Raw genomic sequence first — 23,669 nt, 5'->3', positions numbered from 1 at the left:
CCGCCCCTAGTTTGAACAAATCTTAATCCGCAAAGGTCAACAGACCCTGAATGTTTATTCTAATCTTATAAAACTAGGATAATGTATTGGCTGGTGGCGGTTAATTTAACCTGAACGCTGCTTGAGATAGATTTATTATCCAGAGTTCAGGTTATTAAGGAGTGGGGTAACCTAAGCGCAGCTTAATAAACTCAGCGAGTTTAAACACGGCGTTTTCAGGTTCGCTGGCGGTTTTTACTAAACTAATACCTATGCTACCAAGCGCAGGTAAATGTTTAGTGTGTAAGTGATAGGCTAAATCGTTAGGTACGGTACTTTTTGCGAGCACTGTTATGCCTAAGCCTTCTTTTAATGCGGCAATTAAACCGGTTAAATCGGCATTACTGTAAACAATACGATATTTAATGCCTGCTTTTTCAAGTGCTTGGGTTGCTCTGCGTCGGTAAATACAGCCCTCAGGCGCTGTTACTAAGGTAACGGTTTCATTTTGCGCCAGTGAGAGGTCGCCAACCCACACTAATTGATCTTGAATAAAAATAGGGAACTTTTCTGAGTCAAGCTGCTCATTTAGCGCCAATACTAAATCAAATTGATCTTGGCGCTCATCCGAAAGTAAGTGTTTACTCAAACGTGACTTCACTTCTAACGATACATCAGGGTAGAGCGCCACAAAGTCGCCAATAATAGAAGGTAAAATGCGTGCTGCAAATTCGCTAGGGATCCCTAGGCGCACTTTACCAGTCACACTTTCGGAAGTGAATAACTGTAAAATGGCATCGTTATGTTGCACCATTTGTTTTGCCATAGGCAGTAAAAGTTCACCATATTGATTAAGTACTTGGCGTTGCCCCTGCTTTTTAAATAATTTATAGCCGAGTAAGTCTTCTAAGCGTTTTACTTGTAAGCTCACCGCAGGTTGCGAAAGGCCAAGTAAATCGCCTGCTTTGGCAAATCCACCAACCTCAACCACCATAACAAAAGTTCGTAAACTGTCGGTTGAAATATTTTTCATATTTAAAATTACTATTTATATGGCTATATATATAAGTATTATTTATCAATTGATAAGTAATTACAATTTGTTGTTGTAAGCCTTGCGCAATATACTTTTGCTATTAAAGATAGATAGGTATTTGTTATGACTTTTAACCCGATAATGTTTGCCCGCCATAGCAACGCTAACAGCGCGGTTATTAATGCCTTACAAGCTAATAACAGCCACGTTGTTATTGATTTTAGCGGCAGTGAAGCATCGGTATTTTTAAGTGCGATTTTAGGTCATGACCTCACAAAACTAACTGCCAGTGGCTTTGGCTTTAAAGGCACACTGGATGGCGATTTAAATTCTGATTTTAGCTACGCCGTTTACTACTTTAGCGAAACCGCCTTTCGATTTGTACTTCCAGTTAATGCTAGCCTGCAATTACAAGCGCTCATTAACGAGCAACAGCTTAGATACGATATCGACTTTGTGGTACGCACCGACTTAGCAACCTTTACCTTAACCGGTAGTAACGCCTTTGATACCTTAGTTGATGCGTTTAAATTAACACCTGGCTTACGCCTTGCTGACGCGCAGCTTTGTTATGGCGCGCAAAGTGGAGACGTGTTTGTTACTGCAGTAGATCAAAACAACGAACAGCAGTTTATTGTTATTGCTAAAACTGCCACGCTTGATAAGTGGCAACAGTATATGCAGCAACAGGGCTTTAGTGTTACCAACACTCAAGCAGCCTAACGGGTAAAAAGTTAAAGATTACAATTTGGTAGGCTTAATAATGGCTACCATGTTATTCCCCCCTCATTTAATTGAGGCCACGCCCACACACATGGGTTAATTTAAAAGTGAAGGAATATTATGACTTCTAAAACAGTATTACATGCAAAGCACCTTGAAGCCGGCGCAAAAATGGTTGATTTTCATGGCTGGGAAATGCCAATTAACTACGGTTCACAAATAGAAGAACACAACGCCGTACGTAACGATGCGGGCATGTTCGACGTATCACACATGACCATTGTTGATATACAAGGTGAGCAAGCACAAGCGTTTTTACGCAAGCTAGTAGCTAACGATGTTGCTAAGTTAACCGTACCAGGTAAAGCGCTTTACACTGGCATGCTTAACGCGCAAGGCGGCGTAATCGACGACTTAATTATTTACTACTTTAGCGAAACATTTTATCGCTTAGTGGTTAACTCAGCGACCCGTGAAAAAGATTTATCACATTTAGCTAAGGTATCGAGCGATTTTGCTGTAACGGTTACTGAGCGCCCAGAATACGCCATGATTGCGGTTCAAGGCCCTAATGCACGTGCTAAAACAGCCCAGGTATTAAACGCAGACCAGCAAGCTGCAGTAGAGGGCATGAAGCCATTTTTTGGTGTTCAAGCCGGTGATTTATTTATTGCTACAACAGGTTATACTGGCGAAGACGGTTACGAAATTGTAGTACCAAACGAGCAAGCAGCCGATTTATGGCAGCAACTGCTTGATGCCGGTGTAGCGCCTGCGGGCTTAGGCGCGCGCGACACACTACGTTTAGAAGCAGGTATGAACCTTTACGGCCTAGATATGGACGAAAGCGTATCACCACTGGCAGCTAACATGGCATGGACTATTGCATGGGAGCCAGAAGATCGTGACTTTATTGGTCGTGATGTATTGGTAAAACAACGTGCAGAAAAAAGTACTCACAAGCAAGTAGGTCTTATTCTTGAAGAAAAAGGCGTACTACGCAGTGGTTCTAAAGTAATTGTTGATGGTGGCGAAGGTGTTATTACATCTGGCACATTCTCACCAACATTGGGCTATAGTGTTGCATTAGCACGTGTGCCACGTTCAACCGGCGACATAGCTCAAGTAGAAATGCGTAAAAAATTAGTTAACGTAAAAGTAGTTAAACCGGGCTTTGTACGTAACGGTAAATCAATAATCTAAATAATTTGGTTATACCAGTAAATAGGTCACCCTCATTTATTGGTATTCACCCAATCTAAACCAAAGGATGAAACAAAATGAGCAATATCCCTAGCGAGTTAAAATACGCACCTTCACACGAGTGGGTTCGTAATGAAGGTGACGGCACTTACACTGTTGGTATTTCTGAGCACGCCCAAGAGCTGCTTGGCGACATGGTATTTGTTGAATTACCAGAAGTAGGCGACGTAGTCGATGCAGGCGAAGACTGTGCAGTAGCAGAGTCAGTAAAAGCGGCGTCAGACATTTACGCACCAATTAGCGGTGAAGTTGTTGCTATTAACGAAGAGCTAGAAGATGCGCCTGAAACAGTAAACAACGACGCTTACGGCGACGGTTGGTTATTCCGCATTAAAGCATCTGACGAATCTGAAGTTGATAACTTGCTCGACGCAGAAGGCTACGCACACACTATTGACGAAGAGTAATCGTTAATTAGTTAAAAGCCCCTCTATTTAAAACATTGGGGCTTTTATGATTTTACAGCTTATTACCATACTCAGTAAGTTGCCAAATCACCACATATTTTAATCAATACTAGTTACCCATTAGTATTTAGGATCATAGGAATCTGGACACATGTCAAACGCCAAATCTCTTGAACAATTAGAGCAAAAGCAAGATTTTATTCGCCGCCATATTGGGCCAAGCCCAGCGCAAGTAAACGACATGCTTAGCGCTCTTGAAGTATCGAGCGTTGAAGAGCTGATCGGTCAAACTGTACCTGCTGGTATTCGTCTTGAGCAAGGTCTTAATATCGGCGAAAGCCGTACCGAAGTTGAAACACTAAGCTACTTAAAATCAATAGCAAGCAAAAATAAAGTTTTCAAATCGTATATTGGCCAAGGCTACCACCCAACTCACGTACCGCACGTAATTTTACGTAACGTACTTGAAAACCCGGGTTGGTACACAGCGTACACACCGTATCAGCCAGAGATTGCACAAGGGCGTTTAGAGTCACTATTAAATTTCCAGACTATGACCTTAGACATTACCGGCCTAGATTTAGCAAGTGCTTCACTGCTTGACGAATCAACTGCTGCCGCCGAGGCAATGGGCCTTGCAAAACGTGTATCAAAAGCTAAAAAAGCCAATGCGTTCTTTATTGCCGACGACGTACACACGCAAACCATTGACGTAGTGAGCACCCGTGCAGAGCAATTTGGTTTTGAAATTATTGTAGGTAAAGCCGCTGATGCCGTGAACCACGACATTTTTGGTGCGTTATTTCAATACCCGTCAACATCAGGCGAAATTGTTGATATAACAGACCTAATTGCTGGCGTACAAAGCAAAAAAGCGATTGCATGTGTGGCAGCCGATATCATGAGCTTACTACTATTAAAAGCACCAGGTAAATTAGGCGCAGATGTCGTACTTGGTTCAGCACAGCGTTTTGGTGTGCCAATGGGCTACGGTGGTCCACATGCTGCATTTTTTGCAACACGTGATGCATACAAACGTTCATTACCAGGGCGTATTATTGGTGTATCAAAAGACCGTTTAGGTAACGATGCACTGCGTATGGCAATGCAAACCCGTGAGCAACACATTCGTCGCGACAAAGCAAACTCAAATATTTGTACTGCGCAAGTATTACTAGCGAACATGGCGGCGTTTTACGCGGTATACCATGGCCCTCAAGGCTTAAAAACCATTGCACAACGCATTCATCGTTTTGCTGATATTTTAGCAACTGGCTTAAAAGCAAAAGGCGTCGCACTTAAGCACACTACCTGGTTTGATACATTAACTGTTGTTGATGAAAACAAAGCCGACGTGATTGCGCGTGCTGTAGCTAAAGGTGTTAACTTTGCTGCTAACCATGCGGGTGAGTACTCAATTTCAGTATCAGAAACCACAACACGTGCAGACATTGCCGAGTTATTTGATATTATTTTAGGCGAAGGCCACGGCCTAAGCGTAGATGCAATTGCTGCGGATGTTGAAGCAAATGGCAGTGACTCTATTCCTGCAAGCCTAGTGCGTGATGATGAAATCCTAACGCATCCAAACTTTAACAGCTACCACAGCGAAACAGACATGCTTCGTTATATTAAGCGTCTTGAAAACAAAGATTTAGCGCTTAATCACTCTATGATCTCGTTAGGTTCATGTACTATGAAACTCAACGCGACCGCTGAAATGATCCCAATTACCTGGCCTGAATTTGCAAACCTTCACCCATTCTGCCCGCTAGACCAAGCAGAAGGTTACCAAATAATGATTAACGAGCTACACGATTGGCTAGTTAACATTACCGGTTACGATGCGGTTTCATTGCAACCAAACTCAGGTGCACAAGGTGAATACGCAGGCCTAATCGCCATTCGTAAATACCACGAGTCACGAGGGGATGCGCATCGTAACGTATGTTTAATCCCAAGTTCTGCGCACGGTACTAATCCAGCGTCGGCACAAATGGCCAGCATGAAAATTGTAGTTGTTAACTGTGATAAACACGGCAACATCGACATGGAAGACTTAAAAACCAAAGCTGCTGAGGTGTCCGAAAACCTATCATGTGCCATGGTAACGTACCCATCTACACACGGTGTATACGAAGAAACGATTCGTGAGCTATGTGAAATTGTTCACCAGCACGGTGGCCAAGTTTACATGGATGGCGCAAACATGAACGCGCAAGTAGGTGTTACTAGCCCAGGCTTTATTGGCTCAGATGTATCGCACTTAAACTTACATAAAACCTTCTGTATTCCACACGGTGGCGGTGGCCCAGGTGTTGGTCCAATTGGTGTTAAATCGCACCTTGCGCCATTTATGCCAAACCACAGCGTAATTAACGTACCAGGTACTAATGTTGGTAACGGCGCAGTATCGGCAGCGCCTTATGGCTCTGCCTCTATTTTACCTATTTCATGGGCTTACATTGCCATGATGGGCTCTGAGGGCTTAAAACAAGCGACAGAAATGGCGATTGTAAATGCTAACTACCTAAGTAATGAGCTTAGCAAGCACTTCCCAATTTTATACCGTGGCCGTAACAACCGTGTTGCCCACGAATGTATTATTGACCTACGTCCATTAAAAGAAGCCTCAGGCATTACTGAAATGGACGTTGCTAAGCGCTTACAAGATTACGGTTTCCACTCACCAACGATGTCGTTCCCAGTAGCGGGCACATTAATGATTGAGCCAACTGAGTCTGAGTCTAAGAGCGAGATTGACCGCTTTATCGAAGCTATGGTATCGATTAAAGGTGAAATTGATAAAATCATTTCAGGTGAATGGTCTATCGAAAACAACCCATTGGTATTTGCACCGCACACTCAAGCTGATGTGTTAGGTAATGAATGGGACCGCGCGTATGACCGTTTTTACGCTGCCTTCCCGGTACCAGCAGTTGCTAAAGATAAGTTCTGGCCAACGGTTACGCGTATAGATGACGTATACGGCGACCGTAATTTAGTATGTGCATGTCCTCCGATTGAGACATACCGCGATTAATTTTTGAGCTTTAATGGGTAGTAAGTTCCACTGTAGAGTGGGATTTATCAAAATTATAAAAGCCGTTGCAGCAATGCAACGGCTTTTTTGTGTGAGGTGATTCGCCATAAATTATATGAACGTAGGTTGGGTAGAGTGAAACGAAACCCAACGAAACACAAATATACTTACTCGCTCAAAAGCCAAGAGTATGTGTTATTTATTGTAGGCGTTTAGCTTGCTGACGCGCGGGCGGCAGCCCGAATAAGTATTTGAATAGGTGTTTCAGGTTATCATCACCGATAACGCGAAGACGTTTGGTATTTTAGAAATTAGAAACCTTATTCAAGGTTTTGTCGCGCTGGCGACAGCAGCCAAAGAGGGGCTGCCGCTGGTCCCTCTCTGGACACTCTCAGCGCGCCCGAGCATCACGCTACTTCCTTCAAAACACAATTGATGTGGACGTAAACGGCGAAGATAGGCCATCCATGGCCTAGTTCCGCCTTATCGCGCATCCATGCGCGACATTACTCATCAATTTCTTATTTTCAGGGCGTGATGACGGGGGGAGGGAAGCGAGATTGGGGGCTTAGTTTTAGAAAGTATATGCCATGAGCTTTGAATTTATTTTTCTATATTAGTTAGAAGAGAGATTTTTTCTAAAGTTTGATAGGATGAATCTCTAGAGAAAATTGTTATCTATTCAAATATTATTTTTCAGTTATTTTTATTTCCTCTTCTTCAATATTTACGAGCATGTTTGTGACTACAAAATATAAAATTATTGATATATCTCAAGAAGATGTTGAACAGTTTGAACAAATGGGAACGAAAACAAAGTTTTGGTATGAAGCTGAAAATACTTCTTACTTGTTTAAATCAATCCATACAGAAGATAAGCAAGGCAATCCAATAGTTAGATATGGTGAAGATTGGGCTGAAAAAATAGCATGTGAGTTGGCAGTGTTTCTAGGTATACCTCATGCTGAATACGAATTAGCTAAAAATAAAAGTGAAAGAGGTATCAGGACAGTAAACTTTATTGCGCAAGGTGAGCAATTAACTTTCGGTAATCAATTAATTGAGCATATAGCTGGTTTTGAATCGCTTGAGGAAAGTTTTCAACTAAAAGATAATATAAGGTTACAAACAGTGAGCAGGGTATATACTGCTTTAGATTGGTTAGCAGACGCTCCCCCTAAGGGCTGGAGCAATCTTGAAATAGCGAATGTAATAGATGTATTCATAGGTTATTTGATGTTTGATGTACTTATCTCTAACCAAGACAGGCATAATGAGAATTGGGGAATTATTGAAAGTCTTGATAGTAATTATCTAGCTCCTTCATATGATCATGCTGCGAGTTTGGGGCGTAATGAAAGTGATATAAAAAGGTTGGAAATACTAAATAATTCTTCACCAAGTCTCACAATACAAAAGTATGTGAGGCGCTCTAAATCTTTCTTTTATAGTCAGGGGAAAAGGATTAAAACATTGGATGCCTTCGAACAAATGTCGATGCTAGCGTTAGAGAAGAAGAAATCTAAGGCTCCCACTTATTGGTTAGGCTTACTTGAAAATTTAACTGAAGACAAAATTAATTCAGTTATTACTAAAGTTCCAGATGAATTGATGTCTAAAATAACAAAAAAATTTACATTACGATTGATTTTAGCTAATCGAGATAATTTACTAGAGTTAAAAAACAAATTTTATGATTAATACTAATATTGCTACTCTAAAAGTTGAGCTTTATGTTGTCTGGCAAGATGATGAAACTCGTATGTGGCACCCAGTAGCAAAACTAATTAAAGAGCCTGTAAGCTCAGATGAAAAGAAGTTTGTATATAAGTTTCATTATACAAACGGTGCCAAAAACAAAAATTTTAAAGCATTTTTAAGGCTTGATGAACTTAGTAAAACATATGTATCCAATGAATTATTTAAATTCTTTAATAATAGGCTTTTGCCAAAAAACAGGCCAGAATTTAAACAAATGATCGAGTGGTCAGGTTTGGATATTAGAAGTGCAGATGAGTTAGAGTTTTTAGGTATTACAGGTGGAGAGAGGAAAACGGATAATTTCAGGGTAGTAACTGTACCTAAGTTAGATGGAGAATATTTTACGATTAAGTTCTTTGTTTCTGGTTTTAAATATATAAGCGATGAGTGTAAAGATTTAGCTAAAAAGCTTACAGTTGGCTCTGAACTTAAACTTAAGCATGAATTAGATAATCAACATGATTCAAATGCTCTAATTGTATTACATGATGGGGAAAACAAGCTTGGTTATTGCCCTCGATATTTGAATAATGATTTAAAGAACCTAATTAATTCTCAAGAATATTTTTTAACCTTGATCAAAGTCAATGAGACTGCTCCACACAGGTTTAAGTTTTTGTGTGAATTTAAATCTAAAATTCCAAAAGATTATGAGTGCTTCATTTCCGATGAATATAAAAAGTTTAATCTTGAGATAAGCCATGTGGGCTAATACAGTTTCGGTTATGCATTGCTTTTTTCTTGCTTTTTTACTCAAAAGCCCAACGGCTCTTATTAAACTTAACTAAACACCATAAACCAAGGGCGCCAAATCTTGATTTCATGCACCAAGGATCAAGGCTTATAGTCTTTTGCTCATCGAGTCAATTACTCTGTCGAGACCACGGCGAATAGAGTTTAAATGCGTTTACCATGTGATTAATCGTGGGAGAGTGCGTGAGAAAATAAAGGGCAATATTATTGCCCTTTATTATGCGCTTAAACTATTAATTATAAACTATAGCGCTACTAAGTTTTGCTCTAATCCTAATTTAAAGCCCTTCTTTAATCATCAGGGCCTTTTAAAGTAAACACTAAATGTTTACGCATATCTTTTAAAATCACGCCTTTTTTAAGCATTGCGGCGCTTAAGCGCTTTTGCCATTTTAATAAATCAGGCTCTGCGGCTGCTAAAGCTTGTTCGTTTTCAAACTGAAAACAAAGCAGTAGTGAACTTGGAAATAAGTGATATTCCACATCAAACCAACACTGCAACATACCAGGGATTTCTTCGCGCCCTTGTGCTTCTAGTTTATCGGCAACGTTAAGCACAAGTGCTTGTTGTTTTACTTGCACTGCAGAGAGTTTTTTCATTATTAGAATCCAAATTAGCGGCTAATACATACAGCCAGAGTGCGGGCATTATACGCAAGCTTGTAGCTATGCAACAACCGTAGGTTGGTTAGAGCGAAGCGAAACCCAACGCACAGCCAATGTAATAGCCACAGCTAAAGTTAAATACAATGTTATTTATTGTAGGCGCTTAGCTTGCTAGCGCGTTGGCCGAAAGCACAAACTTTTTGGTTTTACATGTAGAGGGAGTTTGTTTTCGTTTTTTAAGCAAGAAAACGTACCTAAATTACTATTACCCCTACAAAAAATAACGATTTCACACCGAAAATAAAAACGACACTATTCTGCTAAAAGCTAAAAGCTAAAAGCTAAAAGCTAAAAGCTAAAAGTGCTCATATAGTAAACACTTTCGCCCTATGCTTTAATATTAAAAAAGGGAGGGCGTTATGCGTAAAAATCGATTTTTATTTAATAAACACTTTGTGGCAACGGTTGCGCTAGGGGCTTTAGCTGCGCCGTTACCTGTATTGAGTAACGAGCCAGAGGTATTAGTTGAGCAGCTTTGTGCCAGTTGCCATAGTTTAAACAACCTTGATCGCAGTGCGGGTTATAGCCAAGCGGATTGGCAAACACTCATAAGTTATATGGTAGATACAGGCGAGGGCACTGCGCTTAGTAAAGATATTAGCGCGTATTTGGCCAAGCATTACCCTGTTAATAATAAGCGTGAGTCAACGGTGGTTAAAGGCGATTTAAAACTTAGCTTTAAATACTGGCAAGTGCCTACGCTTGGGCAACGTGCTCGCGACCCTGTGCAAGGTGAAAACGGGCTTATTTGGTGGGTTGGCCAGTGGGGTAATATTTTAGGTAGATTAAACCCTAAAACCGGTGAAATGAAAGAGTACACTTTGCCAAGTGGTACGTATGCGCACAGTGTATCGCTTGATAAAAACCAAACCCCTTGGTTTTTAGGTAATAAAAATGGCACGGTTGGGTATTTAGATTTAAAAACCGAAAAATTTAAAGTGTATAAAATGCCTGATAAAAACGCCCGTGACCCACATACAGGCGTGTTTGATGATGCGGGTATATTTTGGTTTACCCTGCAGCACAGCAACATGATTGGCAGGCTAAACCCTAAAAGCGGCGATATTAAGCTGGCTACTTTACCCACTAAAGGCTCGCGGCCTTATGGTATAAAGCTTGATTCTAGTGGGACGCCGTGGGTGTCGTGTAATGGCAGTAACTGTTTGGTTAAAGTTGATAAAAACACCATGGAGCTTAGCGAAATAAAACTCCCAGGTGCTAAAACACATACTAGGCGCCTTGCTATTACGCCTGATGATATGGTGTTTTATGTAAACTCTGGCATGGGTAAACTTGGCCGCTATAACCCCAAAAACGGTAAAATAACGCAGTGGGATAACCCCAGCGGCGAACACAGCCACCCGTATGCCATTGAATATGCCGATAATGCTATTTGGTTTAATGAGTCGGCTAAGCGCCCCGAAACGCTGGTTAGGTTTGATTTAAAAACTCAAACCATGCAAAGCTGGCAAATTCCCAGTAAAGAAGGGGTTTACTCTGGCTTAATTAGGCACATGCGTATGGGCAATAACGGCTTAATTATTCATCAAACGGCTACTAATCAATTAGCGGAAATTACTTGGTCTAAGTAATTGAGTTTATTAACGCGTTATATAAAAGCGCTAAGCGTTAGTGCATTTATTTATGTGGTAGGAGTTTTTTACAACGGTTAGCAATATTTACTGTGTAAATGAAAGCAGTAGTTTGGGTTTGTGATTTAACTTATTGATTAATAGTAATAATTTAAGTGGTTTGGGTTTTGCTTAGTAATAGCTGTATTTTTTAAATAAATAAAGGAGTTATTATGAGCACGGTTATTACTGGGTTATTTGAAAGCGCATCACAAGCAACACTGGCTATTTATAGATTAGAAGCATTAGGTATTAATGAAGCTGATATAAGCATTGTTGCCAATGACTCATACGCAAAGGAAGACTTTGCCTTAGACGAGGGAACCAAAGCGGCTGAAGGCGGCATTGTTGGTGCAGCGTCTGGTGGTATTATAGCTGCAATTGTTGGCGGTTTTACTGCCGTAGGTACCGTGGCAACCGGTGGTACAGGTTTATTAGTAGCAGGCCCATTAGTGGCTGCATTTGCAGCGGGCGGCGCTGGTGCTGCCGTTGGCGGAAGTTTAGGCGCTGCTATTGGGGCGTTTATTCCTGAGCACGAAGTTAAATTTTACGAAGACGCCATTGAAAAAGGCTCTATATTAATTGGTGTTAAGTACAACAGCGATAACAAAAGCGCGATTGAAGAAATACTTAAAAATGCAGGCGCGAGTAGTGTGTCTACCGCGTAAAGCTAATTAGTTTAAAGTAATAAAAAAGGTGAAACTTAGTTTCACCTTTTTTTATGCTTTTTTACGTTGCACTTTAGTGGCTATTGGCTTACTTAGATTTACGTTTGTCGAGCACATAATGTACGGCCATTCTTGCCACGCCTGCACCAATGCCAGATACCACCGCCCATGTAACGGCTTCTTTAAGATCTGTATGCTCGCTTGGCTTGTCTTTTGGGGCGGGCTCGTTGGTTACCTTTTCCCACGATTTTTGTAAACTTTTTCTGGTTAGCATGCCAGCTGACGCGGCGGCTAGGCCTATACCTAGTGTTTTAATTAGTTGCTTGTTACTCATAATTCCCTCGATTGTTTAATAGCGATAGGGTCATCTATAACCCGTTTAATAACACTAGTATGTTCAGCAATTAGTATACCGATAGCGCAGCAGGCGTGGTGAGCATGGTTTATTTTAGCGTGTGCATAGGCGCGTATTTTGATTAAACGCGCTGTGCTATTGGCTTAGCGCGGTATTAGTAAATGCGCTATTAAGCGTTTGAGCTGCTTTTTTACCCGTTTTGAGCGGTACTTAGTATTAGGCGGGTGAGCGTGTTAAGCCTGTAAAGTTGTCATTTCTTGTGTAAATTTGCCCTAGTTTTTGTGCAGCGTTTAAGCAAAAACACGCAGTAAATTTTAAGTATGTGTAGTGGTTAATTATCTAGTCTTGTTTATTTTATTTTTAATCAATGCGTTACGTTTAGCGCAGGTGAAATTTTTTGCCTACAGTGAGCTTGGTATAGAGATTGTACCTAATAACTGAGCAGTCGCGTTATTTACAAAACAGATACTACATAAGGAGAGCACGATGAATTGTTTACAGTTTAATTCAACCGCTAAAAAAAGCGTAACACGTATTTTTAAACCAGCTTGCGCCATATTATTTACCGCTGCAATGCTACAAAATAGCGCATTGGCGAATGTAGATGTTGATATGCATGCAGTAAGTAAGTCGGGGCAAGGTGAGTTACTTGGCACCGTTACACTGACAGAAAATGAGCACGGGGTGGTATTTACCCCAGCGCTTAAAGGCTTAACGCCTGGGCAGCATGGCTTTCATGTTCATCAATATGCTAGCTGCGAGCCAAAGCAAAAAAACGGTAAAGTTGTACCTGCCGGTGCTGCTGGTGGGCACTTTGATCCTAACAGCGCTAAACACCACGATGAACCGTGGAGTAATGGCCACTTAGGCGATTTACCTGCGTTATTTGTAAATGAGCGCGGCGAAGCTAAATCGCCTGTTTTAGCGCCAAGGCTCAAGCTTGAGCAGCTTAAACAACACGCAGTGATGATCCACAAAGGGGGCGACAATTATGCCGACGAACCCAAGAAATTAGGTGGTGGTGGTAAACGTGTTGCGTGCGGCGTAATTAAGTAATACGGAGATTATTTATGCCTTATCAAAACACAAACGAGTTACCGGATTCGGTAAAAAGTAACTTACCTAAACATGCCCAAGAGATATATCAAGAGGCTTTTAATAGCGCGTGGGATACCTACGAGGACCCAAGCGATAGAAAAAACGACGACGACCGCGAAACCACAGCGCATAAAGTGGCTTGGTCTGCGGTTAAAAATAGCTACAGTAAAAATGATAATGGAAATTGGGTTAAGTCGAATAATTAGTTACTGGTACAAGTAAAAAACCAATGCATAAAAAAGCCGCTACAAAAGTTGTAGCGGCTTTTTTATAGCGCAATTAGGCTACTCGCTTTTGTGTTTGCGGCGTTTATAAAAGGCAAAACCACCCACTACACAGGCTAATATAACCGCCATAATAATAGTAAATGCCCACGGCCCAAAATTAGCAATGGCAGGGAGAGCAAGGGCAGTAACAATACCGCCGCCAACCACGGGCTCATAAAGTGGTTGTTTGTAACTAAAGGGGCGAATATGCTCGCTTGGGTTTGAGGTAGCCTGTTTTAGCATTAACAGCCCAACTGCCGTAGTGCCCATAGATTGCCCAAGCTCGCCAATTCCTCTCACTTTCCAATCTTTTGGGAAAAACCACCCACCAAAGAAAAAGTAAATAGCTGCGCTATAGGCAACCCCCACTGCGCCTAAAATTAAAATACTTTGCCAATATTTAGCAAGTACCGATAAGTTAAGCGCACCCAGTGCGGCAATTATTAGTAAATCGAGGGAGAGGTTAGAAAGCAGATTTATTTGATAGTGACTAATTAAGTTACCCATGCCTGATTTATTAAGCACTATTTGCACCACTAAACCCACCATCATCGCAATGGGGAATAAAGGCATGTACTCAAGTATTTTTACCGATGAATCGGCAAAAAGGTTTTTTTCGGCTACTTGTAAGCCACTAAGAATAAGCCAAGCAACAATAACAACCGTGCCTAAAATAGCAAAGTGCAGGCCAAACGGGCGGTCTTTTACCTCTACTTTTTCGTCGTGGCTAATTTCAAGTTCTTGGTCGCCCCCATCGGTGCGATTAGACATAATAGTCCCTAACACGATGGCGCTTATAAGGCCTATTGTTGCTATACCTAACCCCAAGTCCATACCTTTTGCAAAATCGATACTTTCAAAAGTGGATTGCAGGCCAGCTACGGTGCCATGCCCGCCCTGAAATCCCACCGCAATGAGTGCGCCGGCAACTTCGTTGGTATCAAATAAAGGGGCAAGTACTAATAATGCCGTGATCATACCCACCACATATTGGCCTATGGCAATGCTGTAGCCAAAGCTTAAATTGGGTAGGCTTTGATTTAGCGATTGTTTAATTGTAGGTATTTTTTTACCTAAAAATAAACCTGCAAACACCACTACAATTAAATACCCAGGTAACTCCTTCCATATGCTTGTGACCTTTTCATCTATCCATAAATTAGTGCCTTGGAGCGACAAATTAATATGCTCACCGAGTAATTGTGGCCCTAATAAAAGAGCCAATACGCCAGCAATTAACGATGAGGGCACAATTAAGCCCCTTAAAAATGTGTACTTAATTAAATTACCTAGCGTTAAAAAAAAGGCCAGTAATAGTAACGACTTAAAAAATATAGCTATATCCATAACTGATTTAACCTATGTTTTATGCTCCTTTTAACTACTCACTAATAAAAAGAGCTATACATGTTTGAGTGCTAAATACGCTAAGTAGCAATATATATTCCAGCGATTTTTTAAATTTTAAGTAATTGATAATTCTATTTTAAGTAATTGATAATTCTATTTTAAATATTTAATGTTGAATTGAGTGCAACGGCTTTACAGAGTATTTGTATAATTTTCAAACTAAAGTGTTAGGTAAATACACAGAGAGTGCGTTAAACACTCGTGTGAGTTTCGCTTAAATGTGCGTTACTATTTGGCAAAATTAAGTTTGTTTAAACCCATTGGGATTACGTTGAATTATTTAGCTCACCTTTACTTAGCAAAGCCTACAGCCGATTCACACTTTGGCAATTTATTAGGTGATTTTGGTGGACGCAGGCACGCAGAATACCTGCCCAATAGCGTTAAAAGTGCACTAGAAAACCATTACTTAGTCGATAAATTTACCGACTCACACGCTTTAGTAAAAACCACTAAACAGTACTTTTCGCCCGAGCGAAAGCGCTTTGCAGGCGTAGCGATTGACGTGCTGTTTGATCACTTTTTAATTATGCATTGGCAGCAATTTAACAAACACCCTTTAAATGCTTTTAAACGCAGCAGCTACGCACTTTTAAATGAGCGCATAGCGGTTATGCCAGCGCGCATGCAGCATGTTGTAACCAGCATGACTACAAACGATTGGTTTAAAGAATACGAAACTATAGAAGGGGTAGGGGTTGCGCTTGATAACATAGCCAAACGCATTCGTTTTACTAATAACTTTGCTGGTTCCGCTGAGGATATAGCGCAAAACTACCATGAGTTAGAATCGGTATTTTTAGCATTTTTCCCTGAGTTAATTGAACATGTTAATGAACATGCCTTAGAAAGGGCGTATTAAAAACAATGCTTAAATGTGTTTAATATTGAACGTGCATTATTACGTGTACTGCTAGTTTATTTTTGTTAAATTTCGCGGCTCTATTATGCCATTTGTATAGCTTAAAGGATTAACTAAATATGGATTTTTCTACGATTTTGGCCACGTTATTAGGCCAGCTTTGGTATTTTATACCGCTGTTTATTTGTATTGGGGTTTTTAAAACACCTTGGTTTAAAGGAGCGATAGGAGAGTGGCAAGTTAATGTGCTAATTAAACTGTTTTTAAATAAGGCAGATTACACGTTAATTAAAAATGTGACGCTGCCTACTTTTGAAAACGGCATCGAAAATGGTACTACGCAAATTGATCATATTATTGTGTCTGAGTTTGGTGTGTTTGTGGTGGAAACTAAAAACATGAAAGGTTGGATTTTTGGTTCAGCGAATCAAAAAATGTGGACACAAAAAATTTTTAAACACTCATCAAAATTTCAAAACCCCCTACATCAAAACTACAAGCATTTAAAAACACTTGAGTCGTGTTTAGGTATAAACAGTAACGCATTATTTTCGGTTATTATTTTTATTGGCGACAGCACATTTAAAACTAAACTACCTGAAAATGTTAGGTTTGCACGCGGCGGTATTGAGTACATTAAAAGTAAAACCGAGCGAGTACTTAGTGCTAATACTAAAAACGATATAGTAAATACAATTGAAAGCGGAAAATTAAAGCCAAGTTTTAAAACAAATCGCCAACATGTAAGCCATGTAAAAACAATTATTGAACATAAGCAGGCGCCGAAAAAAGAACGCTCAGAAACTCAGATATGCTCACGTTGCGGTGAGAAAATGGTACTACGTAAAGCAAAGAAAGGTACTAATATAGGAAATACGTTCTTTGGCTGTAGTGCATTCCCTAAATGTAGAAATAGTGTTGAAATTTAAAAGGAAGTAGATTTTATGCCTGATGTAACGGCACTGTTTTATATAGCTATTATGGCTTTTTATTTATTACACAAAAACGAAGAAGCCAAAATATTAGTCCCCGTAATTGGCTTTGCTGCAATCCCCCTTTTTAGTAACGATTACTGGCAATGGTTTCAGCTTAGTGCGGCATTAAGTGTTGTGGTTATAGTGATAGAAAAAGAGAAAGCAGGGTATACAGGCGGTGGTGCTGTTTCGGCATTTGCTGCATTTTTTATCGGCGCTTTATTAGTTAGTATTTTTATACACGCGACTTCGTCTGCGGTTACTAGTTTAAACCCTACAAGCTTTAATTTTAAACATCCACTAAGTTACGCGTGGCCTAGGCATATTGTAATTTTATATGCGTCTGCGTTTGTATCTGCCTTACTGGGTGTATTGTTTAATGTTCGTATGCCTGTAGCTTTTTATGGCGCATTAATTATTGCGGGATTGCTTGCAGTTTTACCTCATTTTTGTGGCTCTTTTTTATATGGCTTAGCATTAAGTGTAATTATTATTGTAGTCACTTTTTTGGTAGCGCTTATTAAAAAGGCACAAGAAGAAGCGCGCGTTACATTTATTTATATAGGGGCAGGGTTAATGCAGGTGAGTTGTTTGGTTAAGTACTTTAGCTAACTATTTTTGAACGACCGATCAAGTTGTGGTTTAATTGTAGCTACTACTTTTAGGAGCGTTTTATGATCAAATTTTATTTTCACCATACACCTAACCCAATGAAGGTTGCTTTGTTTTTAGAAGAAACAGGCCTACCGTTTGAACTTGTGCCACTTGATACCTTAAAAGGTAAGCAACACACACCTGAGTTTAAAGCCATTAATCCTAATGCAAAAGCACCTGCCATTGTTGATGGTGAAACTCGTGTGTTTGATTCGAACGCTATATTAATGTACCTAAGCTAAAAACACGGTAAGTTAGCAGGTAAGCCAGAGAATCGCGCCGAAATGCTTTCATGGTTAATGTTTATAGCATCTGGCCTTGGGCCGTATTCGGGGCAAAGCGTACACTTTAGACACATGGCGCCTGAAGGGCTTGATTACGCCGTTAACCGCTACTTGCGTGAGGCGCAGCGCCATTACGAAGTGCTTGATGCACACCTTGAAGGTCGCGACTTTATAGTGGGTGATGAATACACCATTGCTGATGTATCTGCTTGGGGTTGGATTGATAAAGCGCCAGTAGTACTTGGTGAAGAAGGCCTAGCGCCATACCCTAATTTAAAACGTTGGTTTGAAAGCATTGATAGCCGCCCAGCGGTTGCGCGTGCACGTAAAATTGGCACCGATGTCGCCTTTAAAAAAGAGTTTGATGAAGAAGCCAAACGTGCGTTTTTCCCTTCAAATTACCCAAAAGTATAAAAAGTACTTAATACTAAACAGCAGAGCCAGCTAGCTGATCTGCTGTTTAGTATTTTATGGATGTGTGAGCGCCTCTTTATTTTCATCTGCCACGAATAAATTAACTTCCTCTGTATGCTGGCTTACGCTATTTCTTTTTAGGGCGATGTATAGGTCTGAGTGAATATATATACCTTCTTTTCCTGATTTCATTCGTGCAAGTTCAAGCCTTATATCACGCTTTTTAAGTATTCCGTCTATGTTGGCAATGATTGGTATTTTCTTTTATGTGATTAAAGTGATTACTAAATTAACTGGCATGAAGTTGAACATATGGTTCATCCACAGTAATTTAAGCATAGATCCAAAGAAATAAAAAACGGGCCTTCCTGAAGTTATAAGTATTCACATACAAATTATTAAGGCTAACTTAAAGCCATATATCCCAAAACTTAACTCCGAGGGTATGCTATTAATTTATCGCCTGATGATAGCTAGGCTTATCAACAAGGTGATACTGAATTATTACTTTTTAGTTGCTTCGAGGTTTGAAATATTTTTTGTATATTCTACACGGTGGTTTATATGGACATTAATTATTGTAGTGCAGAGTTCGCAACAAAAATAATAAGGTTAGAATAATCGATGAATTTAAATAGGTACTAAAAGTATTAAAAAACAAAGGATAACCCCTCCACCTCTAATTTACACGTAAGCTTATTTACTTTGGTAATTGAGTTATTACTCGTCAATCAAGTTGGTGTTAGTCTTGCAATTGCTTTTATGATGATAAAGTGAATTTATTAGTCGTATTTTCAATTATCAATAATTTTTATTAATTAGTGTTAGTAGTTTTACTAAACCACTATTTATTTAATGCGGAGATAATAGCCATGAAAGCGAATATAAACAGTGGAGATAAAGCCACTAAAGTGGGCGGTATTTTTAACAGCGAACATAAAGCTAAAGCAACCTTTGATATTTTAAATAATGACGAGAACTTTGTAAAAAAAAGCATAAGGCTAATTCCACCTCACGATCAACATTACGATGAAAAGGTTGAGCCTGAAGATAAAAAAATTGCTAAAACTATGTTGAAATCACACTTAGTATTTGCCGTAGTTGGTCTTGTTGTTGGTGTGATCATTGCCAGTATACTCTTTTTATTAGAGTTTGAATTTTTACAACAGCACATCCTAGAAACATATGTTTCGATAAGTATTCTTTGTACTTTTGTTGGTTTACTAATTGCTGGAGCTTTTTCGTTAAGGCCAGATCACGATGATTTGATCAACAATATAAGAGAAGCAACTCGCTCGGGTCTGTGGGCGATTGTTGTACATACCGATTCCCACGAGAAAATGGAAAAAGCAAAAGATCTTATGCAGCCACACGCTGTATCAATATCGACGACTTTATAATGCTAATTGATATAATAATTTAACCAACAAGGTTGTATAATAGCGTTGTTGGTTAAACCGTATTATAACTTAGCTGCTCTATTAATGTGACTTCATTATCAGAAGCCTGTTAATAATTTAGCTATTTTAGCCCATTAAATAGCTTATGTAGTGAATTGAAAATAACTTACACAGTAATAGGGGGCTTAGCCGTTCAACGAATAATAAAATACAGTGACTCTTTTTTATTTTTATTGCCGTTTATATTTTACAACTCGGCTAATTATTCCTAATTGGTATGAGCTTCAAATAAGGCAACTTCGTCGGTAGGCTGGCTTACTCTATTTTTTTGTAGCGCAACATATAGATCAGAGTGAATATATATACCTTCTTTTCCTGACTTCATTCCTGCAATATCAAACCACGAAAGTAGTTGGCGTTTTCTACCTGCAAGTTCAAGCCTTATATCGCGCTTTTTAAATATAACGTCGAGGTCGGCAAGCATAGCCATTACGCTTAAATCTAAGTGGGTAAAGCAGGGCACAGCGTCAATTATTACACATTGGGTGTCGTCTTTTTGCCTTGCGTATTGCTCAAGTAATCTGCGTTTAAAGTAGCTGGCATTAAAGTAAGTTAAAGGTGAATTAAAGCGATAAATAAACACGCCTTGCACTGCTTTTGCTTTATCTGTGGCGTCTAAACTTCTTACTACACCGTTAACATCTACGCCGAGTATATTGTCGGTTGGGCGCATAACAGTTCGAATAAATTGAAATAACCCTAGTAATACAGCAAGGGTAATTCCTGGTATAACACCAATAAACAGCACAGCAAAAAGTGTGGCTGAGGCTAAGTAAAATGCCTGCTTATCTTTAAATTTTAATTGCCAGACTGCCTTTAAATCAAGCAGGTGAACAGAGGCAATTATTAATACAATCCCGAGTGAAGCACTGGGAATAAACTCAAGCGGCGCCGTTAAAAAAAGAGCGATAACACCAATAATAGCGGCAGCTATAATCGAAACTAATTGGGTTTTTCCGCCAGAGTCGTCGTTTACGGCTGTGCGTGAGTCGGCACCACTAACGGCAAAGCCTTGTGATAATGCTGACGCTAAATTAGCGATGCCCAAGGCTCTAAATTCTTTATCGGCATCGATGTCGTAGCCATTCTTTGCTGCAAAGCTTCGCGCTGTTAGCATCATGCTGACAAAGCTAACTATGGCTAAGTTGAGTGCCGGTACAACAAGTTCTCGAATAATACCCACGTCAAATACTGGGGTGTTAAACACGGGCAAACCACCAGTTACTGTGCCTATGGTTTTTATTTCAAATTGCTCTAAATTAAAAAACCAAACGAATACCGCACCTAGTGCAATGGCAAACATAGAGGCTGGCCATGTAGGTTTTAAGCGCTTTAACACAAAGTAAACGCCGAGGGTAAATAAAGCCATTAATAAGGTGGGAATATGAGTTTGCGATAAATACGTAGGAACGCCACCTAAACGCTCAAGCAAATAGCGCTCATCAAAGGTAAAGCCAAATACTTTAGAAAACTGACCAACAATAATGGTAATAGCCACACCGTTTAGTAACCCCATTAAAATTGGTTTAGATAAAAAGTCGGCTAATACACCTAGCTTAAAGCGGCTGGCAATAAAGCACCAAAAACCGGTCATTGCGGTCATGGTGATCACTAATTGCCAATGTTTAAAGCTATCGCCTGCAGCAAGTGGAGTAACAACTGCAGCAATAACCGCACATGTTGCGGCATCAGGGCCAATAATAAGCTGTTTAGAGGTACCAAAAAGTGCATAAAGCATCATAGGTAATACGCAAGAATACAGGCCAACTGCAGCATTAACGCCTGTAAGTTGCGCATAAGCTATAGCAACAGGTAAAGCAACGGCTGCAACCGATAATGCCGCCCTCACATCATCAGCAAACCATTGACGTTGATAATTAAATAAGCTGTGTAAACCTGGCATAAAGCTATATAGACGCGACAACACTTCAAATTCCCTGCTAATAATTAGGAGTAGATAGTAAGTTCTCTTTAATAATAAGTATAGTAACTAAACGTGTTAGATGCGCTAAATAGGGGGGGTTCTAGTGTACTAATAAGAGGAATGTAGTTTAAAAACAAAAAAGCCCAGCAAGTTACTGGGCTTTGTAAGTAAAAATGACTGCTTTAAAAATTAGCTATTCAATTGACCAGTTGATGATTCTATGTGGGCGCGAACAAACCACTGATATTGCTCAAGCTCTGCAAGTTGCGCAATGATCATATCTTCAGATACCGGATCAAGCTCAGCAAGTGATTCTATGGCTTTACGGTGATCACTGTTAACGCCGTTATATACTTTGTCTAATGCGGCTAGGTGTTCAGTTACTAAACCTTTGCCGATGGCGTAATCTTCCCATGTACGACGATCAACAATCGATTTTGGTGTACCAACCGGAACGCCGCCTAAAGTGGCAATACGTTCTGCTATGGTGTCGGTCATTTCACGCACGGTTTCAACTTGTGGGTCTAGCATTTCATGTACGCCAATAAAGTTCGGACCTACTACATTCCAATGAATATGTTTTAAAGTTAGCTGTAAATCAATTAGCGCTACCATGCGATCTTCTAGAACAGATATTGCTTTATTTGCTGATTCGTTTTCTACACCGGGAGCGGTAAATTCAGCGACTTTGTTTGCATTATTACTGTTACTCATTATTCCTCCTGCTATTTTAAAATAGTGTTCGCTTTACTCAAGTGAGTGTTTTAATTGCGATAACGAACACGTCTTGTACTAATAGAAGCAATGGGCATGCCGATAGATTATTTGATTTAAGTAATTGAAATTTAAAAGTTTAATTTTTATTTAATAAAGTTTTAAGGAGTGTTTAGCTCAAAGGGTATGAAAAATATGCACTTTTTTGTAAATTCTGCAAAATCGAAGTGCTAAAAATTGTTAGCAAATAGCTTGCTCTTTATAGTTGTTCTAATGGAGGTATTATCATTGTTGATTAATGATCTGTTACATATACTCAACCCAAAGATCTATTAAAGGAGAAGTGTATGCTGAGGTTTTTTTCCATCGAGCAAGGAGTGATCAAAGAGTTAGCGCCTTTACCTGATACCCCTGTTGAAGTATCCATAAAGAATGCACATTGGATTGATACTATTAATCCAACACCGCAGGAGCAAAATGCGCTTGCAAAAACGCTCAATATAACCTTTCCAGATTCGGTAGATGTAGAAGAGATTGAAACGTCGTCTAGGTGCTTTATCGATAATGAAGGTTTACATGTGCATGCATTGTTTATGTCACCTAATGAAGGGCGATTTAATACTGTAACGGTAGCTTGTTTGTTGCAAAACAATTGCTTACTTACTATTCGTGATGAGGAATTGGCTGATTTTAGACTACTGCGCTTAAGAGCGCGCAAAGGTCAGGTGGCATGCGATACAGCAAAACAATTATTAATCACTTTATTTGATCAAAAAGTTGAAAACCACGCGGATATGCTCGAAGACATGCATCATCAATTAGAGAAGCTCAGTGCTTATGTACTTGAAGAAGATAACTCAGACTTAGAAGAGGCGGTTGGTCGCATAGCTCGCTTAGAAGATGCTAATGGTAAGGTGCGTTTATGTTTAATGGATACGCGACGCAATATTTCGTTTTTAATACGCCGTATAGGTGCGCAAAATGACGAGCGCGAATCTCTTCGAGAAATTGTACTCGATATAGAAACTTTAATGTCGCACTGTACCTTTTTATTCGACAAGGTGAACTTTTTGATGGATTCAACACAAGGCTTTATTAATATTGAACAAAATCAAATTATTAAAACCTTTTCTATTGCCTCAGTGGTTTTCTTACCGCCTACAGTAGTGGCTAGTGTGTATGGTATGAATTTTAATATAATGCCTGAGCTACAATGGGAATGGGGTTATCCATTTGCAATTGGCATTATGTTGCTGTCGGGCTTTGCCCCTTATTTATTTTTTAAACATAAAGGGTGGTTATAATACTTTAATATTGTAAGCTG

The 23,669-nt window shown here is 39.7% G+C and carries 21 protein-coding genes and 2 pseudogenes; 16 read left to right on the top strand and 7 right to left on the bottom strand.

From position 1 onward, the window contains the following. Positions 1 to 154 precede the first annotated feature (154 nt). Entirely contained in the window at positions 155 to 1,012 is an 858-nt protein-coding gene (locus CWC30_RS01395) for a LysR family transcriptional regulator (protein ID WP_138626230.1), read from the bottom strand. 126 nt (positions 1,013 to 1,138) lie between these two features. On the opposite strand from CWC30_RS01395, the gene CWC30_RS01390 reads away from it, so the two are divergent. From CWC30_RS01390 to CWC30_RS01365, 6 genes are all read left to right on the top strand, one after another. Then, a complete protein-coding gene (locus CWC30_RS01390; protein WP_138626229.1) occupies positions 1,139 to 1,738 on the top strand; it encodes a hypothetical protein in 600 nt (199 codons plus the stop codon). 120 nt (positions 1,739 to 1,858) lie between these two features. After that, positions 1,859 to 2,941 (top strand): glycine cleavage system aminomethyltransferase GcvT, encoded by a 1,083-nt coding sequence (gcvT, locus tag CWC30_RS01385; protein WP_138626228.1) that lies wholly within the window; start codon positions 1,859 to 1,861, stop codon positions 2,939 to 2,941. 77 nt (positions 2,942 to 3,018) lie between these two features. Continuing rightward, positions 3,019 to 3,408, top strand: coding sequence for a glycine cleavage system protein GcvH (gcvH, locus tag CWC30_RS01380; RefSeq protein WP_069440120.1), 390 nt, complete (start codon positions 3,019 to 3,021; stop codon positions 3,406 to 3,408). Positions 3,409 to 3,559: 151 nt separating this feature from the next. Continuing rightward, positions 3,560 to 6,451 (top strand): aminomethyl-transferring glycine dehydrogenase, encoded by a 2,892-nt coding sequence (gene gcvP, locus CWC30_RS01375; RefSeq protein ID WP_138626227.1) that lies wholly within the window; start codon positions 3,560 to 3,562, stop codon positions 6,449 to 6,451. A 741-nt stretch (positions 6,452 to 7,192) separates the two neighbouring features. After that, entirely contained in the window at positions 7,193 to 8,152 is a 960-nt protein-coding gene (locus CWC30_RS01370) for a HipA domain-containing protein (protein WP_138626226.1), read from the top strand. Beyond that, positions 8,145 to 8,924 (top strand): HIRAN domain-containing protein, encoded by a 780-nt coding sequence (locus CWC30_RS01365; RefSeq protein ID WP_029772030.1) that lies wholly within the window; start codon positions 8,145 to 8,147, stop codon positions 8,922 to 8,924. The genes CWC30_RS01370 and CWC30_RS01365 overlap by 8 nt, the downstream gene beginning before the upstream one ends. Before the next feature lie 332 nt (positions 8,925 to 9,256). Here the strand turns inward: CWC30_RS01365 and CWC30_RS01360 are convergent, their stop codons facing one another. After that, a complete protein-coding gene (locus CWC30_RS01360; RefSeq protein WP_004587588.1) occupies positions 9,257 to 9,565 on the bottom strand; it encodes a hypothetical protein in 309 nt (102 codons plus the stop codon). 425 nt (positions 9,566 to 9,990) lie between these two features. Here CWC30_RS01360 and CWC30_RS01355 point away from each other — a divergent pair, with 425 nt between their 5' ends. After that, positions 9,991 to 11,223, top strand: a complete 1,233-nt coding sequence (locus CWC30_RS01355; protein ID WP_138626225.1) for a Vgb family protein — start codon at positions 9,991 to 9,993, stop codon at positions 11,221 to 11,223. A 212-nt stretch (positions 11,224 to 11,435) separates the two neighbouring features. Then, positions 11,436 to 11,930: a hypothetical protein gene (locus CWC30_RS01350; protein WP_054982822.1), complete on the top strand. Its 495-nt coding sequence runs from the start codon at positions 11,436 to 11,438 to the stop codon at positions 11,928 to 11,930. Between the two features lie 88 nt (positions 11,931 to 12,018). Here the strand turns inward: CWC30_RS01350 and CWC30_RS01345 are convergent, their stop codons facing one another. Next, entirely contained in the window at positions 12,019 to 12,264 is a 246-nt protein-coding gene (locus tag CWC30_RS01345) for a DUF4235 domain-containing protein (protein WP_004587585.1), read from the bottom strand. Between the two features lie 507 nt (positions 12,265 to 12,771). On the opposite strand from CWC30_RS01345, the gene sodC reads away from it, so the two are divergent. Continuing rightward, positions 12,772 to 13,341 carry a superoxide dismutase family protein gene (gene sodC / locus CWC30_RS01340; RefSeq protein ID WP_138626224.1) on the top strand — a complete coding sequence of 190 codons (570 nt, stop codon included), beginning with the start codon at positions 12,772 to 12,774 and terminating at the stop codon, positions 13,339 to 13,341. A 14-nt stretch (positions 13,342 to 13,355) separates the two neighbouring features. Further along, entirely contained in the window at positions 13,356 to 13,589 is a 234-nt protein-coding gene (locus CWC30_RS01335) for a ChaB family protein (protein ID WP_121637933.1), read from the top strand. Positions 13,590 to 13,667: 78 nt separating this feature from the next. On the opposite strand, the gene CWC30_RS01330 is transcribed toward CWC30_RS01335, so the two are convergent. Then, positions 13,668 to 14,996, bottom strand: coding sequence for a sodium/glutamate symporter (locus tag CWC30_RS01330; protein WP_138626223.1), 1,329 nt, complete (start codon positions 14,994 to 14,996; stop codon positions 13,668 to 13,670). Positions 14,997 to 15,330: 334 nt separating this feature from the next. Between CWC30_RS01330 and CWC30_RS01325 the strand changes: the two genes are divergently transcribed. The 4 genes and pseudogenes from CWC30_RS01325 (at position 15,331) to CWC30_RS01310 (ending at position 18,247) form a co-directional block, all read left to right on the top strand. Further along, positions 15,331 to 15,921, top strand: a complete 591-nt coding sequence (locus tag CWC30_RS01325) for an acyl carrier protein phosphodiesterase (protein WP_138626222.1) — start codon at positions 15,331 to 15,333, stop codon at positions 15,919 to 15,921. 119 nt (positions 15,922 to 16,040) lie between these two features. Beyond that, positions 16,041 to 16,850 (top strand): NERD domain-containing protein, encoded by an 810-nt coding sequence (locus CWC30_RS01320; protein ID WP_138578460.1) that lies wholly within the window; start codon positions 16,041 to 16,043, stop codon positions 16,848 to 16,850. A gap of 15 nt (positions 16,851 to 16,865) precedes the next feature. Continuing rightward, a complete protein-coding gene (locus CWC30_RS01315) occupies positions 16,866 to 17,507 on the top strand; it encodes a hypothetical protein (RefSeq protein WP_138626221.1) in 642 nt (213 codons plus the stop codon). Between the two features lie 62 nt (positions 17,508 to 17,569). Next, positions 17,570 to 18,247: pseudogene (locus CWC30_RS01310) on the top strand (glutathione S-transferase family protein). A 54-nt stretch (positions 18,248 to 18,301) separates the two neighbouring features. Here CWC30_RS01310 and CWC30_RS18550 read toward each other — a convergent pair. After that, positions 18,302 to 18,499 (bottom strand): annotated as a pseudogene (locus CWC30_RS18550) (SulP family inorganic anion transporter); the annotation flags it as partial. 620 nt (positions 18,500 to 19,119) lie between these two features. Here CWC30_RS18550 and CWC30_RS01300 point away from each other — a divergent pair. Next, complete coding sequence (locus CWC30_RS01300) at positions 19,120 to 19,647, top strand: hypothetical protein (RefSeq protein WP_138626220.1); 528 nt, start codon at positions 19,120 to 19,122, stop codon at positions 19,645 to 19,647. Positions 19,648 to 19,915: 268 nt separating this feature from the next. Here CWC30_RS01300 and CWC30_RS01295 read toward each other — a convergent pair whose 3' ends face one another. Beyond that, positions 19,916 to 21,634, bottom strand: a complete 1,719-nt coding sequence (locus CWC30_RS01295) for a SulP family inorganic anion transporter (protein ID WP_138626219.1) — start codon at positions 21,632 to 21,634, stop codon at positions 19,916 to 19,918. Positions 21,635 to 21,820: 186 nt separating this feature from the next. Then, positions 21,821 to 22,345, bottom strand: coding sequence for a DNA starvation/stationary phase protection protein Dps (gene dps / locus CWC30_RS01290; protein WP_138626218.1), 525 nt, complete (start codon positions 22,343 to 22,345; stop codon positions 21,821 to 21,823). Between the two features lie 347 nt (positions 22,346 to 22,692). On the opposite strand from dps, the gene corA reads away from it, so the two are divergent. Further along, complete coding sequence (gene corA / locus CWC30_RS01285) at positions 22,693 to 23,649, top strand: magnesium/cobalt transporter CorA (protein ID WP_016900502.1); 957 nt, start codon at positions 22,693 to 22,695, stop codon at positions 23,647 to 23,649. The last annotated feature ends 20 nt before the right edge of the window (positions 23,650 to 23,669 follow it).

The sequence above is a fragment of the Pseudoalteromonas sp. S4741 genome (assembly GCF_005886135.1).
GTDB lineage: Bacteria > Pseudomonadota > Gammaproteobacteria > Enterobacterales > Alteromonadaceae > Pseudoalteromonas > Pseudoalteromonas tetraodonis.
Note: the sequence above shows the minus strand (reverse complement) of the source record. Positions and strands in the feature narration are given on the sequence as shown.

What these genes read in the sequence shown, in the direction of transcription:
- CWC30_RS01395 (WP_138626230.1), bottom strand. Translation starts at nt 1,012, where the DNA reads ATGAAAAATATTTCAACCGACAGTTTACGAACTTTTGTTATGGTGGTT.
- CWC30_RS01390 (WP_138626229.1), top strand. Translation starts at nt 1,139, where the DNA reads ATGACTTTTAACCCGATAATGTTTGCCCGCCATAGCAACGCTAACAGC.
- gcvT (WP_138626228.1), top strand. Translation starts at nt 1,859, where the DNA reads ATGACTTCTAAAACAGTATTACATGCAAAGCACCTTGAAGCCGGCGCA.
- gcvH (WP_069440120.1), top strand. Translation starts at nt 3,019, where the DNA reads ATGAGCAATATCCCTAGCGAGTTAAAATACGCACCTTCACACGAGTGG.
- gcvP (WP_138626227.1), top strand. Translation starts at nt 3,560, where the DNA reads ATGTCAAACGCCAAATCTCTTGAACAATTAGAGCAAAAGCAAGATTTT.
- CWC30_RS01365 (WP_029772030.1), top strand. Translation starts at nt 8,145, where the DNA reads ATGATTAATACTAATATTGCTACTCTAAAAGTTGAGCTTTATGTTGTC.
- CWC30_RS01360 (WP_004587588.1), bottom strand. Translation starts at nt 9,565, where the DNA reads ATGAAAAAACTCTCTGCAGTGCAAGTAAAACAACAAGCACTTGTGCTT.
- CWC30_RS01355 (WP_138626225.1), top strand. Translation starts at nt 9,991, where the DNA reads ATGCGTAAAAATCGATTTTTATTTAATAAACACTTTGTGGCAACGGTT.
- CWC30_RS01350 (WP_054982822.1), top strand. Translation starts at nt 11,436, where the DNA reads ATGAGCACGGTTATTACTGGGTTATTTGAAAGCGCATCACAAGCAACA.
- CWC30_RS01345 (WP_004587585.1), bottom strand. Translation starts at nt 12,264, where the DNA reads ATGAGTAACAAGCAACTAATTAAAACACTAGGTATAGGCCTAGCCGCC.
- sodC (WP_138626224.1), top strand. Translation starts at nt 12,772, where the DNA reads ATGAATTGTTTACAGTTTAATTCAACCGCTAAAAAAAGCGTAACACGT.
- CWC30_RS01335 (WP_121637933.1), top strand. Translation starts at nt 13,356, where the DNA reads ATGCCTTATCAAAACACAAACGAGTTACCGGATTCGGTAAAAAGTAAC.
- CWC30_RS01330 (WP_138626223.1), bottom strand. Translation starts at nt 14,996, where the DNA reads ATGGATATAGCTATATTTTTTAAGTCGTTACTATTACTGGCCTTTTTT.
- CWC30_RS01320 (WP_138578460.1), top strand. Translation starts at nt 16,041, where the DNA reads ATGGATTTTTCTACGATTTTGGCCACGTTATTAGGCCAGCTTTGGTAT.
- CWC30_RS01315 (WP_138626221.1), top strand. Translation starts at nt 16,866, where the DNA reads ATGCCTGATGTAACGGCACTGTTTTATATAGCTATTATGGCTTTTTAT.
- CWC30_RS01300 (WP_138626220.1), top strand. Translation starts at nt 19,120, where the DNA reads ATGAAAGCGAATATAAACAGTGGAGATAAAGCCACTAAAGTGGGCGGT.
- dps (WP_138626218.1), bottom strand. Translation starts at nt 22,345, where the DNA reads ATGAGTAACAGTAATAATGCAAACAAAGTCGCTGAATTTACCGCTCCC.
- corA (WP_016900502.1), top strand. Translation starts at nt 22,693, where the DNA reads ATGCTGAGGTTTTTTTCCATCGAGCAAGGAGTGATCAAAGAGTTAGCG.